The organism is Mucilaginibacter sp. CSA2-8R (genome assembly GCF_038806765.1).
In the GTDB taxonomy this organism is placed as follows: domain Bacteria; phylum Bacteroidota; class Bacteroidia; order Sphingobacteriales; family Sphingobacteriaceae; genus Mucilaginibacter.
The window spans coordinates 1,944,880-1,962,947 of sequence record NZ_CP152389.1; the positions used below are offsets into that span (position 1 = coordinate 1,944,880).

15 protein-coding genes are annotated in these 18,068 nt (G+C 41.9%); 9 read left to right on the top strand and 6 right to left on the bottom strand.

What is annotated here, in order from left to right; genetic code table 11:
- The first annotated feature begins 9 nt into the window (after positions 1-9).
- Entirely contained in the window at positions 10-1,962 is a 1,953-nt protein-coding gene (locus tag AAGR14_RS08330) for a KUP/HAK/KT family potassium transporter (protein WP_342648126.1), read from the top strand.
- Positions 1,963-2,061: 99 nt separating this feature from the next.
- Here the strand turns inward: AAGR14_RS08330 and AAGR14_RS08335 are convergent, their stop codons facing one another.
- Positions 2,062-2,724, bottom strand: coding sequence for a phosphatase PAP2 family protein (locus AAGR14_RS08335; protein WP_342648127.1), 663 nt, complete (start codon positions 2,722-2,724; stop codon positions 2,062-2,064).
- A 75-nt stretch (positions 2,725-2,799) separates the two neighbouring features.
- On the opposite strand from AAGR14_RS08335, the gene AAGR14_RS08340 reads away from it, so the two are divergent.
- A complete protein-coding gene (locus tag AAGR14_RS08340; RefSeq protein WP_342648128.1) occupies positions 2,800-4,497 on the top strand; it encodes an amino acid permease in 1,698 nt (565 codons plus the stop codon).
- Between the two features lie 90 nt (positions 4,498-4,587).
- Here the strand turns inward: AAGR14_RS08340 and AAGR14_RS08345 are convergent, their stop codons facing one another.
- Positions 4,588-6,804: a penicillin acylase family protein gene (locus tag AAGR14_RS08345; RefSeq protein WP_342648129.1), complete on the bottom strand. Its 2,217-nt coding sequence runs from the start codon at positions 6,802-6,804 to the stop codon at positions 4,588-4,590.
- Between the two features lie 112 nt (positions 6,805-6,916).
- On the opposite strand from AAGR14_RS08345, the gene AAGR14_RS08350 reads away from it, so the two are divergent.
- The gene (locus AAGR14_RS08350) at positions 6,917-8,068 is read left to right on the top strand and encodes an alpha/beta hydrolase (protein WP_342648130.1); all 1,152 of its coding nucleotides are present in this window, start codon (positions 6,917-6,919) and stop codon (positions 8,066-8,068) included.
- A gap of 60 nt (positions 8,069-8,128) precedes the next feature.
- Positions 8,129-8,653: a hypothetical protein gene (locus AAGR14_RS08355; RefSeq protein WP_342648131.1), complete on the top strand. Its 525-nt coding sequence runs from the start codon at positions 8,129-8,131 to the stop codon at positions 8,651-8,653.
- A gap of 52 nt (positions 8,654-8,705) precedes the next feature.
- On the opposite strand, the gene AAGR14_RS08360 is transcribed toward AAGR14_RS08355, so the two are convergent.
- The 4 genes from AAGR14_RS08360 to AAGR14_RS08375 form a co-directional block, all read right to left on the bottom strand.
- Entirely contained in the window at positions 8,706-9,473 is a 768-nt protein-coding gene (locus tag AAGR14_RS08360; RefSeq protein ID WP_342648132.1) for an SDR family oxidoreductase, read from the bottom strand.
- Positions 9,474-9,575: 102 nt separating this feature from the next.
- Entirely contained in the window at positions 9,576-10,571 is a 996-nt protein-coding gene (locus AAGR14_RS08365; RefSeq protein WP_342648133.1) for an MlaD family protein, read from the bottom strand.
- A gap of 4 nt (positions 10,572-10,575) precedes the next feature.
- On the bottom strand, positions 10,576-11,349 hold the full coding sequence (locus tag AAGR14_RS08370; protein ID WP_342648134.1) for an ATP-binding cassette domain-containing protein: 774 nt from the start codon (positions 11,347-11,349) through the stop codon (positions 10,576-10,578).
- Positions 11,350-11,362: 13 nt separating this feature from the next.
- On the bottom strand, positions 11,363-12,172 hold the full coding sequence (locus tag AAGR14_RS08375; RefSeq protein WP_342648135.1) for an ABC transporter permease: 810 nt from the start codon (positions 12,170-12,172) through the stop codon (positions 11,363-11,365).
- A gap of 345 nt (positions 12,173-12,517) precedes the next feature.
- Between AAGR14_RS08375 and AAGR14_RS08380 the strand changes: the two genes are divergently transcribed.
- The 5 genes from AAGR14_RS08380 (at position 12,518) to AAGR14_RS08400 (ending at position 18,068) form a co-directional block, all read left to right on the top strand.
- The gene (locus AAGR14_RS08380; protein WP_342648136.1) at positions 12,518-13,696 is read left to right on the top strand and encodes an aldose epimerase family protein; all 1,179 of its coding nucleotides are present in this window, start codon (positions 12,518-12,520) and stop codon (positions 13,694-13,696) included.
- A gap of 139 nt (positions 13,697-13,835) precedes the next feature.
- Complete coding sequence (locus AAGR14_RS08385; protein WP_342648137.1) at positions 13,836-14,405, top strand: C40 family peptidase; 570 nt, start codon at positions 13,836-13,838, stop codon at positions 14,403-14,405.
- A 23-nt stretch (positions 14,406-14,428) separates the two neighbouring features.
- The gene (locus tag AAGR14_RS08390; protein WP_342648138.1) at positions 14,429-14,593 is read left to right on the top strand and encodes a hypothetical protein; all 165 of its coding nucleotides are present in this window, start codon (positions 14,429-14,431) and stop codon (positions 14,591-14,593) included.
- 1,758 nt (positions 14,594-16,351) lie between these two features.
- Positions 16,352-17,260, top strand: a complete 909-nt coding sequence (locus AAGR14_RS08395) for a glycosyltransferase family 2 protein (protein ID WP_342648139.1) — start codon at positions 16,352-16,354, stop codon at positions 17,258-17,260.
- Positions 17,261-17,264: 4 nt separating this feature from the next.
- A complete protein-coding gene (locus AAGR14_RS08400) occupies positions 17,265-18,068 on the top strand; it encodes a DUF5672 family protein (RefSeq protein ID WP_342648140.1) in 804 nt (267 codons plus the stop codon).

The window sequence follows — 18,068 nt, forward strand, 5'->3', positions numbered from 1 at the left end:
CAACTTAAAGTGTCATCACACAATAAAGACCTACAAAAGCTGACTACAGCGGGACTGCTAATCAGTTTAGGTATTATCTATGGCGATATAGGTACCTCTCCATTATATGTTTTTAAAGCCATTGTTGGCGATCATGCCATTACCGAGTCATTAGCGTTGGGAGGCGTTTCGTGTATTTTTTGGACGCTTACACTGCAAACTACCATTAAGTACGTAATGATTACCCTGCAGGCCGATAATAAGGGTGAGGGTGGTATTTTCTCTTTATTTTCGCTGGTACGCCGGCGGGCCAAGTGGTTAATTATTCCGGCAGTGGTAGGCGGTTGTGCTCTTCTGGCCGACGGTATTATAACTCCCCCCATTACTATATCATCAGCTATTGAGGGTTTGCATGCTAAATATCCGCAGCTGCCTACTATGAGTGTGGTAATCACCATTATAGCGGCATTGTTTTTTATACAGCAGTTTGGTACATCGTTGGTGGGCAAAGCGTTTGGCCCTATTATGTTTTTGTGGTTTACGATGATGGGCGTATTAGGGATATCATACATTGCCCAGATGCCAAGCATTATTAAGGCACTTAATCCTTATTATGCTTACCACTTACTTACAACTACCACCGATCCGAGAGCGTTTGGCATTTTGGGTGCAGTGTTTTTGTGTACTACAGGTGCCGAAGCCCTTTACTCGGATTTAGGGCATTGCGGGCGGTCAAACATACGGGTAAGCTGGATTTATGTTAAAACATGTCTTATTTTAAATTACCTCGGCCAAGCTGTATGGCTTATGCAACGCGAAGGAAAGGTAATAGACTTGGATGTGCTTAATCCTTTTTACCAAATTATGCCATCATGGTTCCTGATATTTGGTATTGGCATAGCTACCGTTGCAGCAGTTATTGCCAGCCAGGCGCTGATATCCGGCTCGTACACACTTATTGCCGAAGCCGTGCGGTTAAATCTCTGGCCTAAAGTGCGCATCAATTATCCATCGGAGCAAAAAGGGCAGTTATATGTGCCCAGCATCAACTGGATTATGTGTGCCGGTTGTATAGGCGTGGTTTTACTATTCAAACATTCGGCTAAAATGGAAGCCGCTTACGGTTTAAGTATTACCGTGGCTATGCTCATGACTACCATTTTGGTTTCTAAATTTTTGAAACGCCGCAAGGTTCCATCTTACCTAATTAATCTGTTCTTGCTGGTTTACCTGTTGGTAGAAGGCATATTCTTATCCAGTAACCTGGGTAAATTTACGGAAGGTGGTTGGTTTACGTTAACTATTGGTTTTATTTTATTTAGCGTAATGTGGACCTGGCATACAGCCCGTAAAATACGCAACCGTTATGTGAAGTTTGTAGAAGTTGAGGATTACTACGATATTTTAAAAGAACTGAGCGAAGATGAAACAGTGCCTAAGTATGCATCACAGTTAGTCTATTTAACAAGTGCCAACTTTAATTCCGAAGTAGAATCGAAAATTCTTTATTCTATTTTACAAAAGCAGCCTAAGCGGGCTGATGTTTACTGGCTGGTACACGTTGACGTTATGGATGAGCCTTATACCCGCGATTACGAGGTTGACTTTCTGGTGCCTAACAAACTTATACGTATTGATTTTAAACTGGGTTTTAGAGTGGGTCAACAAATCAATTTACTTTTCCGCAAGGTAGTCGAGGATCTTGTAAAAAACGGAGAGGTGGATATTACCAGCCAATATGAATCACTTAACAAACGCAAAATTGTGGGCGACTTCCGTTTTGTAGTGATCGAAAAAGTGCTTTCGCGTTCGCACAATCTTTCTTTTTATGAACGGATAATTATGACCATTTATGCGCAGCTCAAAAAGGTAAGTATTTCTGAAGAGCGTGGTTTTGGATTAGATTTGAGCTTTGTAACAGTTGAGAAAGTGCCGTTAATGCTTACTGATCCGGAAAGTGTAGTGATTAATCGGGTAGTGTAGAAAGCTTAAAAGGTTTATAATTTTATGACGAAAAAATCCCGTTCGGCTTTATTAGCTTGAACGGGATTTTTGTTTTACAGGTGTCAGAGCAGCTTAGTGTTATTTCTTTTTAACCAGTCCTTTTGCCCAACGTTGTGAGTGCATAAAAGCCTTATTGTCCAGCCAAGTAACCCACATTACAGTGCTGAAAGTGCCAAGTATCGATCCGGCGGTTACATCTTCAAAAAAATGTTGGCTCAGGTACATCCTTGAATAGGCTACGCCAATTGCTAATAGCAAAAAGATAAAGCCATAGCGCTTATTTACTGACACATATGACAGTACTACGGCGGCCGAAAAGGCGGTAACAGTGTGCCCCGATGGGAAGCTGTTATGCTCCATCATCCTGATGCCTTTTACAAAATGTATCAACGTTAGTTCTTTCTCAAAGTAAATAACCGGCCTGGGTGAATGGTATATGTGTTTAACAATTTGGACTAAAATACCGCTTATGGCAAAGCTGGTAGCTAATAATAATGCTTTGCGATAGCTTAGGCAAAGCATTATCAGCGTTAGCGTGACTACCATGTAACCCTCGCCTAAATCAGTGAGGTACGGAAAAACGAAATCGCCGGTGTGGGTGTAAAGTTTATTAACAGAAAAATAAATCTCATCGCGGGTATAAGTTATCTTTATAACTAAACAGGCAATCAGAATGATAAGGTAGGGAATATAAAATAAACGGATCTTATATAAAACATCAGTAATACGGGTATTCATCATGTTACAAATTAAGTACATTATCAGTAATCACGTAAAAAATGGTTATGTTTGGTACTGCTAATTTTAATTTTCTGCATGTCGAAAAGTATATTTCGGAAAAAATCTCTCGATAAAATTCTGGCCGATGTACAAAGTGGCTTCGGTGATGGCGAACATTCTGGTTCTCATCTAAAAAAAGAACTGATTACCAAAGATTTAACCTTAATGGGTATTGCCGCCGTAGTAGGTGCTGGCATATTTTCTACCATTGGTACAGCCTCATTTAACGGCGGTCCGGGTGTTACCATACTCTTCGTGCTTACGGCTATCACCTGCGGTTTTTCAGCCATGTGTTACGCCGAATTTGCTTCGCGCATCCCTGTTGCCGGCAGTGCTTATACTTATGCCTACGCCTCATTCGGCGAATTGATTGCCTGGATTATTGGCTGGGATTTGCTGATGGAATACGCTATTGGCAACATTGCTGTAGCCATATCCTGGAGTGAGTATTTTGTTAATCTGCTCGAAGGTTTTCATCTCCATGTGCCCCGTTACCTCACCATGGATTATTTTTCGGCTTATAAAGGGCACGAGCAGTTGCAGCAGTTAACAGCATCCGGCCATTTAACCGAAATAACCGAACGCATAAAAGCTGAGGCTTTGGCTTGGACAACAGCGCCCAGCATTGGCAGTGTTAAACTGATTGCCAATTTGCCTGCCCTGTTGATTGTAATATTGATTACTTACCTGGTTTACATAGGCATACGCGAAACTAAAAAGGTAACTAATGCTATGGTAATGCTAAAAATAGGCGTAGTATTAGCTGTTATAGTTTTAGGCTTTTTTTATGTTACACCGGCCAACTGGCATCCCTTTTTACCCAATGGTTTTAGTGGGGTAATGAAGGGTGTTTCGGGCGTGTTCTTTGCTTATATTGGTTTTGATGCTATATCTACCACGGCCGAGGAGTGTAAAGATCCACAACGCGATTTACCACGAGGTATGATTTACTCATTAATTATCTGTACCGTTTTATACATCCTGATAGCGCTGGTACTCACCGGCATGGTTAATTATAAAGAGTTACAGGTGGGCGATCCGTTGGCGTTTGTATTTGCCCGGATAGGTCTTACTAAAATAAGTTATGTAATTTCGATAAGTGCGGTAATTGCAACGGCCAGTGTGTTGTTGATTTTTCAAATGGGGCAGCCGCGTATATGGATGAGCATGAGCCGTGATGGCTTGTTGCCAAAAGCGTTTTCGCGTATCCACCCCAAGTTTCAAACGCCGTCATTTTCTACTATCGTAACTGGATTTGTGGTAGCTATACCTGCGCTGTTTATGAACCTGACCGAAGTAACAGACCTTACCAGTATCGGAACATTATTTGCGTTTGTGCTGGTTTGTGGCGGCGTACTGCTGTTGCCAAAAACAGAGGCTACACAAGGCCGTTTCAGTATACCTTATATTAACTCCAAGTGGATTGTGCCGATGCTGTTTATTACCGGAATGGTGATATTCTGGAAGCCAATGATAGCGATGTTCTCTGCAGAGAATAGCCATGAGCAGTTTCCATTTGCGCTGTTTATCTTGCTATCGGCTACTCTAACGGTACTGGCGTTTGTAAAAAATTTATCGCTTATCCCGGTATTAGGTTTGTTAAGTTGCTTTTACCTGATGACTGAGCTTGGCTACATTAACTGGCTGCGTTTTCTGATCTGGCTGGTTATCGGCTTGGTAGTTTACTTTACTTACGGTTATAAAAACAGCCGCTTGGGTAAAGAAGCGGCTTAAATATTTACTAAAGCTTCGCTCAATGTTTATTTAATTTAAGCGGAGCTTTAGCACTTCAATTTTCTTAACCTTTCGCAACTAATACCCCACTTACTTTTCGTTGCCTGGGTGATAGGTCATTTCGGCGTGTTTTAATACATCGTCTTTGTAAAACAGAACATCTTTAAAATTGCCATCAAGGTACATTTGTGCCTGATCTGTGAAGTTTTTAGACGAAGCATCGAAAGATTGGCCGCCGGTAATTAATGATTTAGCTTTTACCTTCGGGCCAAACTCTACTGCGGCCATAAAGCTATTACCCGAATAGCCATAACGTTTTTTGGTGCCTGGCATAGTGCGGCTTACAAAAGAAGGGAGTTGCCCAAAGGTGGAAGCTACCGATGCGGCCGGTAAACTGGGCAGCTGGTCGTTAAAACTGATGCCATCAGTTGGGCGCTGGTAGCGGTTAATTTCGCCCCAGGCTATATCCCACTTGCCGTAGTGCAAAATAAGGTCATTGATACTTTGCTTCAACAAATCAAGTTGCTCGGCAGGGGTGATGCTTTGCAAAAGTCTACTTACACGCTCGGTTTGGAATGTGCCTTCTTCTGACGATGAGGGTCGGGGCAATAAACCGAACAAACGCGTGCCGTACTCCACGGCCAACGAGGTAGCTACTGAGTTTATAGCTGCACGGCGGTCCCACTGTTGCAATGTGTTGATGGGGGCTGACAACCTGTTTTTTAACTCGCTGTTGGTACTCTCCTGGTAAGCTTTAAACAGAGGCGGAAGTAGTACATCAAAAGCAGCCAGGTAGCGGTCATATCCTTTGGCAATCAATTCATCCAGGGTAAGCTTCTCGTTGTTGTTTAATATCTTGCTGGCGTTAATGCCACGATAATTCTGCCCATTGGGAGCCATGTAGGCCGGATACAGTTTAGGGTCGGGGCTGTTTTTACCTGCCGATGCATAGGGCGTAGCGTTACAATTTTGTATCCAACCTCCGGTAGGATTATGTACCTGTACAATTTCATTGAGTAGGTGCAGTCCCTGCCATTCGGTAGCCGACGTTGAACCATCCACCGGTTGTGTCCAATCTAACTGAGGGTTACGTTTGGGTATAAAATTGCCGTACCAGAAAACGGTGTTGCCTTTGTCGTCTGCATATACGGTGTTATTGGTGGCGTTCGAAAGCAGGTTCATGGCTTTCATATACTCATTGTAATTATTAGCTTTTGTGATTAACCATGACTCGAGCAGGGCATTATAAGAGCGGTTGTTAGCCTTTAACGAGAGCCATTTGCCGCTGCGGCTACCCAATACCGGACCGTGATGAGTGAAGTAGCCCATCATTTTTATTGGCTCAAGCTGGTTGCCTTTTTTGCAGTATAGCGTTATTGGGCGCTGTAATACCGGTTTTTGTTGCCCGTCATATTCGTAAAACCAGCTGTTGCCCTTTTTAATAACTTTTTCTTCGTAAGCGTCTGCAACATCGGCATTGCTGCTGGTGTGCATCCAGCCACAATGCGCATTAAACCCCTGGTAAACAAAAAACTGACCCCAGGTAACTGCGCCATAGGTGTTCAGCCCCTCATCGCTCACCAGTTGCACTTCCGAACGGAAGTAAAAAGGTACGTGCGGGTTAATGTACAACATAGCATGGCCCGACGCAGATTTTTGAGGCGAGATGGCAAACCCGTTAGAGCCTATTTCTCGGTCAAATACGTGGTTATGCAAACTGTCTGTCAGGTCTGTAGGCTTAGTTAAAGCACCCAGCTTTATTTGATTAGTGCTGCCGTAAAACTGGCGGGTTTCATTTAAGGTGATGCCGCCGGTAATGGTTGCAGCTACACTGCCATCAGTAAACATTAAGGCATACCAAGGCTCAAAATGTTTAAGTACGAGTGGCTGGGTTTGCGGATGTTTGTACAGGTAATAGTTAACCCCGTCAGCAAAAGCATCCATCAGCTTTTTGAACCACACCGGGCTGTTTTTATATTCTTTAATAGCCTCCGTACTGTCGGCAATCAATTGAAGTTGCAAATCGGTATATAAATTGCTTTCGCCATCCACCTCAGCTTGTTTGCCCAATTGGTACAGGTAATTGCGCTCAACACCTTTAAAGTTTTCTTCGCACTGTGCATACATCAGCCCGAATACAGCATCGGCATCTGTTTTGCCGTAAATATGGGGCACACCCCAGTTATCACGAATAATTGTCACTTTTTGCGCTTGTGCCTCACACCGTTTAACGGCTTGCGGAGATAGTTTTTGGGCAATAGCGGCAATCGGCAAACTTAGCAATAAGGCGAGTAGCTGTTTTTTCATAAAACGGGCATTTTACTGTTGAAAGTTAATAAAATTTACACGTTGCCCATGCTTGTAACAGTAATGTTCTATCATTGCCAACACAAACTATTTTAATAATTTGCTTTAACATATGCTTCGTTTAATCATCATAGTTACTCTACTATTAGCTTCGTTACTTACCGTTTTTAAAGCGCCTACCTATCATTTATGGTTGCTGGCTGTTTTGGTGGGCGAGTACGGCATTTTATTTATAAGCATTACGCTATTAGCACTCTTAGCTGGCTTTTTGCCGGGGCGATACGCATGGCAGGGTACAGTGTTAGGCACGATTGCTATTGCACTGTATTTATATCCCATGGTTAGCGCTTATTTAATTGGCAGAAACTTGGATGGAGATATAAGCCACGCCTTTCCAAAAAGTCAACATACGCTAAGCCAATCTTCGTCAACACCTTTCAGTTTTGCCAGGCTGTTTCACCAAGATCCTGAACAAACTCAATTTAAAACATTTACCTACGCCTCGTACGCCGATACCAGTTTAACGCTCGATTACTACCGGGCTGCTGTAAAAGGTAAACGCCCCTGCGTGGTGGTTATCCATGGTGGGTCGTGGAGTAGTGGAGACAGCAGGCAATTGCCGGAATTGAACACAGTGTTGAGCCGGGCCGGTTACCAGGTAGTAAGCATTAATTATCGTTTGTCGCCCAAATGGCAAAGCCCGGCGCCATTGCAGGATGTGGCTGCAGCTTTGACTTATTTACATCAACATGCTGAAGATTTGCAGATAAACACCACCAAAATTGTTTTATTGGGCCGATCGGCAGGGGCACAGATCGCTTTGCTGGCCGCTTACACTTTAAAGCAGCAAGGCATTAAAGGTGTCATTGATTTTTATGGCCCTGCCGATATGGTTTGGGGATATAGCCTGCCAGCCTCAAAACTGGTGATGGACTCGCGCCGGGTGATGTCTGATTATTTAGGTGGTTTTTATCCCAAAGTGCCAAAGCAGTATGCAGAAAGTTCGCCTATTGAGTTTGTAAACCGGCAGACTGTGCCTACGCTCATGATTCATGGCGCTAATGATGTGCTGGTAGCCTATGGGCACAGCGAAAGGCTACGCCATAAACTTACTCAAAACCAGGTGCCGTTTTACTGGCTTAAATTGCCGTGGGCAACGCATGGATTCGACTATCATTTAAACGGTCCGGGAGGGCAGTTATCTACCTATACCGTACTACGGTTTTTGACAAGCGTTTTGCCTGATAATAGCAGCTTAAATTGACCGGTGTCACAAACAAAATCGAGGTTTCTCTTATTCATTGAGATATAAAATTCAAGCGTCATGAAATTTGCATTCATATTTGGAACTAATATCTTTTTAAGTACTGAAAATAAAGTAAGTTATGCCGATGCAGATACTCGCATCCCATTCCTGACCGTATTGTCGTACTATAAGTCTAACAACAATAATCATTCGGATAACCACTTGGTTATTGATTTGAATATTGCCACCTCGAGCGATGAGGCTATTGTTTGGCATGGTGGTCAGTTTGAAGGTAACTCACCTGTTCAGGTAACAACCGACGAAAATTCAATCAGATTATTTAGGGATGGGCATGAGGAGCCAGTGTTTTTTATACGTCAGCTAACCGACGATGATATTTCGGGTCTGTCTAGCCATATTGTAAATGAGGTGGAAGCACAGCAACCATTAGCCGTGTTTAAAATCAGTGGCGACTTTAGAGTTGGAGGCCACCGCATCATTATAGATAACGAAAAGCTGTTTGTAAACGGCGATGACTTTGCCAACGGAGTAACTAACTCCAAACAGGACGCTGCCCTTACACCATATGGTGTGTTATCATAAAATAAAGCTATTGTAATTAACCAAAGGTTAATTTGGTTTAAATAGTCGTTACTTAGGTGCGTAAGTATGATGCGCCATTAATGTCAATAATACCCGAAGAGGTAAACTCAAAGCCAGGAGAGGCATAAACTGCTGCCAGGCGTGCTACCTCTTCGGTTGTTGCAACCCTGTTAAATGGGCTTTGCTTTTTAATAGCATCGCCTTTTGTTCCTTTTAAAGCTTGGGAAGTCATATCAGTTTCTACAAAACCAGGTGCAATTACATGTACGCTTACTTTTTGAGGGGCTAAGCTTACCGCTAATGATTGGCTCATGGCGTTCAGGCCTGCTTTGCTGGCGGCATAAGCCGGGTGGTCCGGCTCGCCTCTGAAAGCGCCCCGCGACGAGATATTAATTATTTTGCCACCACCTTTTTTACCCATATGTCTTGAAGCAAAATAGCAAAGGTTGGCTACACCGTTAAGGTTAGTGTTTATGGTTTCTTCCCAGTTATGCTGCCAGGTTTCGTAACTTACATCGTTGATTTTGTGCTCCAGGTAAATACCCGCGTTATTAATCAGCACATCCAGGCGCGAATACTTAAGCAGCATTTTTTCATAAAAACGTGCTACATGCGTAGGTTTACTTTGGTCTAATTGAAAAACGGAATGCTTACCTTTTCCGCCCAGGTTATCCAGTGTTTGTTCTGCTTCGGTTAAGTTGTTTACGTAAGTAATTATAACGTTAGCGTTGAGCGAAGCAAACAACTGAGCGCAAGCTTTGCCTATGCCGCGGGAGCCGCCGGTAATGAGTACTGTTTTACCTGGGAAATCAATTAGCATGTTGTAGCAGTAAAATCGTATTTAACTAAGGAGCAATTTCCTGCTTATACGTATACTACACCAACAAGTTATAAAGTTGCCCTTTAACAGACAAGACGGAAGCTATTGATTTTGTTTGATTTCGGTCGGTTTTTGAGCTTCTTTTTCGCGCTTCTTAAAAAATCCTCGCAGCAGGAAATTATGTTGCACTGCTTCGAGGTCATCATTCAATTTTATTGAACTTTGATTTAAATAATTTAATGTACTTTTTAATTGTAATGCGCTATTTTGATCATTTAAAAGCACTCCTAACGCGTTGTCGGTAGTATTTAATTTACCGCTGGCCCTGTTCATGTTATCTGTCAAAATGCCGGCTTTTTCAGTTGCTTGTTGTAACTGATTAGCTGATTGCTGCAATTTCGCAAACACGGCTGTGTCAGTCAGCATCTTGTCTGCAAGGCCGCCTTTGGTGTTAATTTTAGTGCTAAAGGTTTTTAATTCATCTGCCATAGCCGAAGTACGTGCAGTAGTGTTCTGCAGGTTCTGCACTACAGCTTTAAACTGCAATGCCAGATTAGAGTCGGCCAATAACGTGCCAGCTAGACCTTTGCCCTCAACCATTTTTTTGCTCAGCGTTTTGAAATCAGAAGTAATATCCAATAAGTTTTGGTTGTTTTTTTGGAAGGTTTTCATGATGTCATCAGTAGACAACATGCCTTTAGAGTTTAACATATCACCGTCCTGAACTACCGGCGATGCAGGGTTACCGCCTTCAATGGTAATGATTTTATTACCAATAAAGCCTTCAGAACCAATGCTGGCAACAGCATCCTTATGAATGTATTGCTGGATAGCCTGGTCTACATTAAATTCAACGTCTACCTGATTAATGCCGGTAAATTTAATGCCTTTAATTGTGCCTACCTTAACGCCCGAAAACCAAACGTTGTTACCTTTTATCAAACCTGATACGTTGTCAAAACGGGCTTGCAAATGCACACCTTTCGAAAAGCTTTTTTGCTGGTTACCCAGCGTAAATATTGCAATCACAAATATCAGCAAGCCTACGGCGATGAAAAGGCCTACCCAAAAAGCGGTTTTATTTTCTTTAAGATCCATTATCTTAGTTGATGAAATTATAGTCGTAAAATTGTTTAACTCTTACATCGTCACCTTCAAACACTTCGTCAAAAGTGCCCTGACGCTGGAACTGACCGTCGAGCAGCATAGCTACCCGGTCGCCGGTGGTTTTAGCACAGGTCAAGTCGTGAGTTATAATAATTGATGATGTATTAAAGCGTTCCTGTACGCGGTTAATTAAGTTGTTTATTTCCATCGATGTGATGGGGTCCAGTCCGGCTGTTGGCTCATCATACAGCATAATCTCCGGGCGTAAAATGAGTGTACGGGCAATACCGATACGCTTACGCTGACCGCCAGATAGCTCAGAAGGCATCTGGTTAATAGTCTGGCCTAGGCCTACAGCCTCCAGTACACGCTCAACCATCTCATTAATCTCTTTTCGCCTCAGCGATTTTTGATTACGCACCAGCGGAAACTCCAGGTTCTTACGCACCGTCATACTATCGTACAAGGCACTATTCTGAAACGAGAAGCCAATACGGGTACGCAATTGCTGCAAATCCTGCGGTGTAATGGTAGTTACTTCATTGCCCAATACATTTACGGTGCCGGAATCGGCTTTAAGCAAACCTGATATGATTTTGATAAGCACCGATTTGCCCGTACCAGAGCGGCCCAGTACTACCAGGTTTTCCTTGCGAAACAAATCCAGGTCGATGCCGCGCAATACGTGGTAGTCGCCGAAAGATTTGGTAAGGCCCTTGATGCTGATTACCTTCTCGTTATAATCTATGGATTGTGGTTGTTTTTCCATATCAATATCTCGTTTAACGGAACCAGCCGGTTATTTGTACAATAATTACTTCCTCAATAAATACCAGAAACATAGCCGTTACTACTGCAGAGTTAGCTGCTTTACCAACACCCGCCGTACCACTTGATGAGTTCCAACCTTTGTAGCTGCCTACTATACCAATAGTAAAGCCAAAAATAGTGGACTTAATAAGCGAGGATTCAAAATCGATAAATCCTAAAGGTTGAAAAAACTGCTGTATATAAGTGCTGAAGCTGGTGCCTTCGTTAACTGCTACGTTAAGATAACCGCCCAACATAGCTATTAAGCCGTTGTATATAGCCAAGATTGGAATACTGATAGTAGTAGCCAGGGTGCGTATACAAACGAGGTATTTAAAAGGGTGAGTGCCCGACACTTCCATAGCGTCTATTTGCTCTGTTACCCGCATGGAGCCAATCTCGGCACCAATACTCGAACCAACACGCCCTGCACTAATTAACGCAGTAACCAAAGGGGCCAGTGCACGCATTAGCGCAATTGATACCAGTGAGGGTATCCAAGAGGTGGCCCCAAATTGTAATAATGACGGGCGCGATTGTTTAGTAAATATCAAGCCAACAATAAAGCCGGTAACGGTAATTAATAATAACGAGCGTACGCCTATTTCCCAGGTTTGCTTAATCAATTCTCTGAACTCGTACGGCGGAACAAAGGCTTCTTTAAAGAAACGCGCAATAAAGGCGAAAACATCATATACGTCTACAAAAAATTGTGTAAAGCGTTTACCAATAGATGGGCCTGCCGTAGCTGCCGGTGCTGTTGTGCTGTTTTGAGTATCCATTAATAAGCCTGTAAAATTACAGCATATTTTTTAGTAACCGCCATTTGTGTATAAACTTAAGCAGGTAGTTTGTAAATCGTATGTAAAAACAATGCGCTTATGCAAGTTGCAACATCAACACCAAAAGCTGTTGCTGGTTTGGTGCAAACTTACCTATTCTAAAACAATTTGCTCTAACGTTGAGAAAGTGACAAAAGCTTGAAGCACGTTTTAATAAATGTGCATTAAACATTTATTGTGAATGATGTTTTTTTTACACATTTTAGGCCCGACTGACTGCGGCTTGTACCAAAAGTTAAAACACACTGTTGCAGCTGGTTGTAAACATTAAACCAATAAACCGTTATGATTAACCTGAAGAGCAAAACTTTTTTTGCAGCAATGCTGGCAGCCGGCCTATTTTCGGTTACCGCCTGCAACCAATCATCCAACAAACAATCCACTAATATGACAGACAGTACTACGGCAACCGGGCAACTCCCGGCGGCTTCTAAATTTGAGAAAACCGTTGATGGCAAACAAACTAAACTATATACATTAAAAAATAGCAAAGGCGTACAACTTGCTATAACCAATTATGGTGGCCGTATGGTAAGCCTGTTGGTACCCGATAAAAACGGCAAGATGGTAGATGTAATTGCCGGACCAGGCAGCGTTGAAAATTTTGAAGACGCCAAAGGTAACTATTACGGTGCTTTAATTGGCCGTTACGGTAACCGCATCGGCAACGCCAAGTTTACTTTAGAAGGTAAAGAATACAAGTTGCCGGCTAATGACGGCCCTAACACATTGCATGGCGGTAAAGAAGGGTTTGATGTGAAAGTATGGGATGTAAAACCTGTTGATGATCATACACTTGAGCTGTCATATACTTCGGCTGATGGCGAACAAGGTTTCCCAGGTATGTTAAAAACCACCGTTACTTATAAATTAACTGATGACAACTCGGTTGAGATTGCTTATAACGCTACTACGGATAAGCCAACCGTAGTAAACTTAACCAGCCACACTTATTATAATTTAAATGGTAACGGCAGCGGTTCTATTCTGCAACACAAACTGCAATTAGATGCCGACCAGATTACCCCTGTTGACAATACATTGATTCCTACCGGCAAGCTTGCTGCTGTAGAAAACACACCGTTTGATTTTAGAAAATCTACAGAGATAGGTTCACGTATCAACGAGGGCGACGAGCAGCTTAAGTTTGGTAAAGGTTACGACCATAACTTTGTATTAAACAAGCACACGCTGCAAACTCCTATTGCTACACTGCAAGGCGACAAAAGCGGTATTGTAATGGAAGTGTTTACCGATGAGCCTGGTATACAGTTTTACAGTGGCAATTTTATGAAAGGCGCCTTTAAATTTAAAGGCGATATTAAGGACGATAACCGTACTGCACTGGCTTTAGAAACCCAGCATTTTCCCGATTCGCCTAACAAGCCGTCGTTCCCGAGCACAGAACTTAAGCCCGGACAGACTTATAAAACCACTACCATTTATAAATTTTCGGTTAAGTAAGGTATTTCAAAATTTAGATGAGGGCCGGTTTGCAACGCAATCCGGCCTTTTTCGTATTAATTGTTTTAATGTGCCGGTGTTGTTATTAAATGATGTCTTACTATTGCCTGATGCTGGTAAACCTGTTACCTTTAACTAAATGATGTTTAAATCCGTCCCCCGGTTGATTTGGTTGTTGATTGTGCTATGCGCCTTGGTGGCTTCGTGTAAGTCTAAAAGAGCAGTGCTCAAGGGGTCGCCGGGCGAGGTTGTTAAGCCGCAGGGCTTTATTGCCGATAAATATGCCGAATTATTACAAATAGACAGCCGCGATATCACCAACGGCCGGCTGTATAATTTTATCGATCAGTGGTATGGCACGCCTTACAAATTTGGAGGTTTAGATCACGATGGGGTAGACTGTTCTGGTTTTACCCTTTTGCTGCAGCAGCAGGTGTATGGCATTAATCTGCCGCGCAATACCGGCAAACAAGTAAACGCTATTAAACGCAAGTATGAGGATGAACTGCAAGAGGGCGACTTGGTTTTTTTTGATTTTGACGGCAAAAAGTTTAGCCACGTAGGCGTTTACCTGCAAAACGGATATTTAGTGCACGCCAGTACACGCAAGGGGGTGTTGATTGTAAAACTGCGTGATCCTTCGATCTATAAATACTTTTCGCGCGCAGGCTCCGTCATCAATGTTAATAGCATAGCTCAAATAGAGTAAACATTATTATTTAACGTATAATCATGTTTGAAAAAATAGTTGTACCAGCACTGGCCTTTTTACTATATAGCCTAAGCGGCACTGCACAGGTGAAAAGAATGAGCTCGTTGCAGCTGCAAAAACGTCTCAATGATACCGATACGGTTTATGTGGTTAACTTTTGGCAACCTAGTGTGCGCCTTGCGTAGCCGAGTTACCATTATTTGAAAAACTGCAAATCACTTATCACAACAAACAGCTTAAAGTATTGCTGGTAAGTATGGATTTTGAATCCAAGTGTCAAGCAGTAGAAGCTTTCGCTGCTAAGCGCCAGTTAAAATGCGAAGTGTACATGGCTGTACGCGAAAGCGATAAGGAAATGATTGATAGCGTTGACAAGGTGTGGAGCGGCGCGTTACCCGGTACATTGATTGTGAACGCAAAAAAAAGGGCATTCATATATTTCAGGAGCGCGAATTTACATATGATGAATTGAACACACATTATCAATCCAACAGATAAAATTACCATAAAAAAACTCGTTTCAATATTCATGATTGCCGTTGCTGGCAAAGCCTTTAAACCGGCCGATTCAGGTTACAAGGTGGGCAACACAGCCACAGATTTAAACTGAAAAACGTAAACGGTAAAAACCGTATCACTGGCCGATTATTAGACCGCAAAAGGACACATTGTGGTATTTACCTGCAACCACTGCCCGTATGCCAAAGCTTACAAAAGCCGGACTATGGCTTTAGATAAAGAATACGCTGCTAAAGGCTATCCGGCGATTGCTATCAGTCCGAACGACCCGGTAGCCAAAGCCAGCCGACTCTTTTGAAAACATGTAGAAATTCCACGAGCAAAAAGGCTGCACATTTCGTATTTGATTGAAAAAACACAAGATATTTCCCGTGCTTATGGTGCTAAAGCTACCCCGCATGCTTATGTGCTGCAAAAAAAACACCGGCAGGCAGTGTGGTAAAATACATTGGCGCTATTGTAACGATACCAAAAACGCGAATCCCGCAAAGGTAAAATACGTAAAAAACCGTTAATGCATTACTGACAGGGAAACAACCACGAATAAAAAGCACCAAAGCGGTAGGCTGCGGTATTAAATGGAAAAAGAGCGTTTAAGTAACAACTTTAACTAACATTAAAGGCTACTCCTCTAACACGTACAGATACATTTACCTGTTTAGAGGGGTAGCTTTTTTTATTCCACTTCTTCTGCCACTGTTGGCATATTATTTTTCTATGTCGATTTTCATTACTGTGGGCAATGAGTTATCCCATATTTCTTTCCATGTGTCTGATAGTACCTACACGTCGTTTGCCAAAGCCCGACTTTGCTAAGCTACCTCCTAAATACGTGGTCACATTACCTTTCAAAGTATAGCTTAATTGCCTGTGAAAACTTCAAGTTTGATCAATGTAAGGCTCACATAAAACTATATATCCAAAACCCCTTCTGTGTTGATTTGAAAGGTAACTCTACTTCTTGAAAGTGATTAAAACAACGGCTTAAATTTTTTAACCGAACTGTAATTCTGTCAAAATCAACTCAGTTTGTCTTATTTATTAACGAAAAAGAAATTGTAAATATTAACTATAAAATAATTAACCCTCATAAAGTGAAGGTTTAGCTTGCTAAAGTACATGTTGGCGTAAAAAAGACAACTAAAACCTATTTGAAGAGTACATTTAGTTCAAGGGCAAGACAGCAGATGATTGACCGTAGTTATCATGTTTTTTTAGACCTATGATAACTGCTTCATGCAACTGCAAGTTGTGCTTATGGATAACAAATTTATATTGATGTTTTCTTATAAGTTTAATTTAATGCAGTTGCATTTTAAAAAATAAGAGAGTGATTAAAAGCGACTAACACACAAGAGACTTTATAGTGATTGCCAGTAAAACAAATATCAGCGTTGGCAGCCACTACAAATAGATACGACTATATGAATAACTTTATAGAAATATCGGTAATAATACCAAGTTACAATCATGCTTCATACCTAGAGCAACGTATTCAAACTGTTTTAAACCAAACCTATCCAATTAGCGAATTAATTATTTTAGATGATGCCTCTCCAGATCATAGTCAGCAAATAATAAGTCGATACAGTTCCGATCCGCGCATCAGTCATATCATATTTAACGAAAACAATAGCGGCAGCACTTTTAACCAGTGGCAAAAAGGCTTGGAACTTGCCAAAAGCCCTTGGGTGTGGATTGCTGAAAGTGATGACTACGCAGACCTCACTTTTTTAGAGAAGATGGCTGGGCTAATACACCATTATCCTAATGTAGGCATTGCTTTTTGCCGATCCCAGATTGTTGACGAAAATAACGAGGTTGTATATTATTCGTACAACCACAAAAAGTTTTCGTTCGGTCCATCCGAAATTAAAGATACCCTAAGCTCCGGATACTGTCTACCCAATGTAAGTGCATGTTTATTGAAAAGAAACTACGCCTTGAGCGCGGTGGTCGGCTTGGGCAAATATAAGGCATCCGGCGATCTGATATTTTATACCCGCATACTGCATTATGCCAATATAGCTTATGAAGATAGCACATTAAACTATTTCAGGGACCATGCAGGTAACGTTTCCCGACCTGCTAAAGTAAATGGCCTATGGGTTACTGAAGGCGTTGATGTAATCGGCAATATCAATTTTAGCCTGGTTGACTTTCCGGTTTATACATTTTTACGTATAAGCTATCACTGGCTTAGGCGGGTAGATAAAATTACTTTTAAAAACAAGATTAAGGTTTTTAAAAAATTGCTTTCGGCCAGCTGGAACTTTGGCCATGCTAAACTTTTGGGAATATTTCGTTCATCCGATTATGAATTTAACAGCTAATCTGATGACGGCCTACAACTGTGTTATCATCATTCCTGTTCATAAGCCGGAGCCTACCTACTATGAGCTGATTTCGTTTGAGCAGGCGTATCGTATGTTTCATAAATTTCCGATTTATATTATAGCTCCCGAAGGTTTAAACCTGAAAGCCTACCATGAAATTATACCTGCAATTAATGTAAAGTATCTGCCTGCCGGTTGCCAAAACAGTTTGCTCAATTATAATAAGCTTAAGTTAAGTCAGTATTTCTATAAGTTATTTGCCAATTATAAGTACCTGATGACTTATGAACTTGATGCCTTTGCTTTTAAAAACGACTTGCAGCTTTGGTGCAACAAAGGTTACGATTATATAGGCGCACCCTGGTTTGAAGGGTTTGCCGAGTGTGTTAGCGATAATTTGATGGGTGTAGGTAATTCCGGGTTTTCATTAAGAAGTGTTGCAGCTATGCGGAGGGGTATTAAAACAGCCGAATATAACGACCCTACCAAGCCCCCAAATTATTACAAAAATAAGTGGCTTAAACTGCGATTCTTGCTCGGCGCGCTTCTGCCTATCGAAAACATATACCTACAAGATGCGGATTTGCTTAACGAAGATTGGGTTATTGCCGAGCTGATTGCCAGGCGCACGCCAGGCTTTAAACTGGCGCCTATCAAAGAGGCTATGCAATTTAGTTTCGAGGTTAAGCCCGAAGCCTTATTTGAATTAAACAATCATCAATTGCCCACAGGGTGCCATGCATGGTGGCGTTATAATCTGCCGTTTTGGAAGCCCTTTATCGAAAAATTTGGATACAAGTTATAA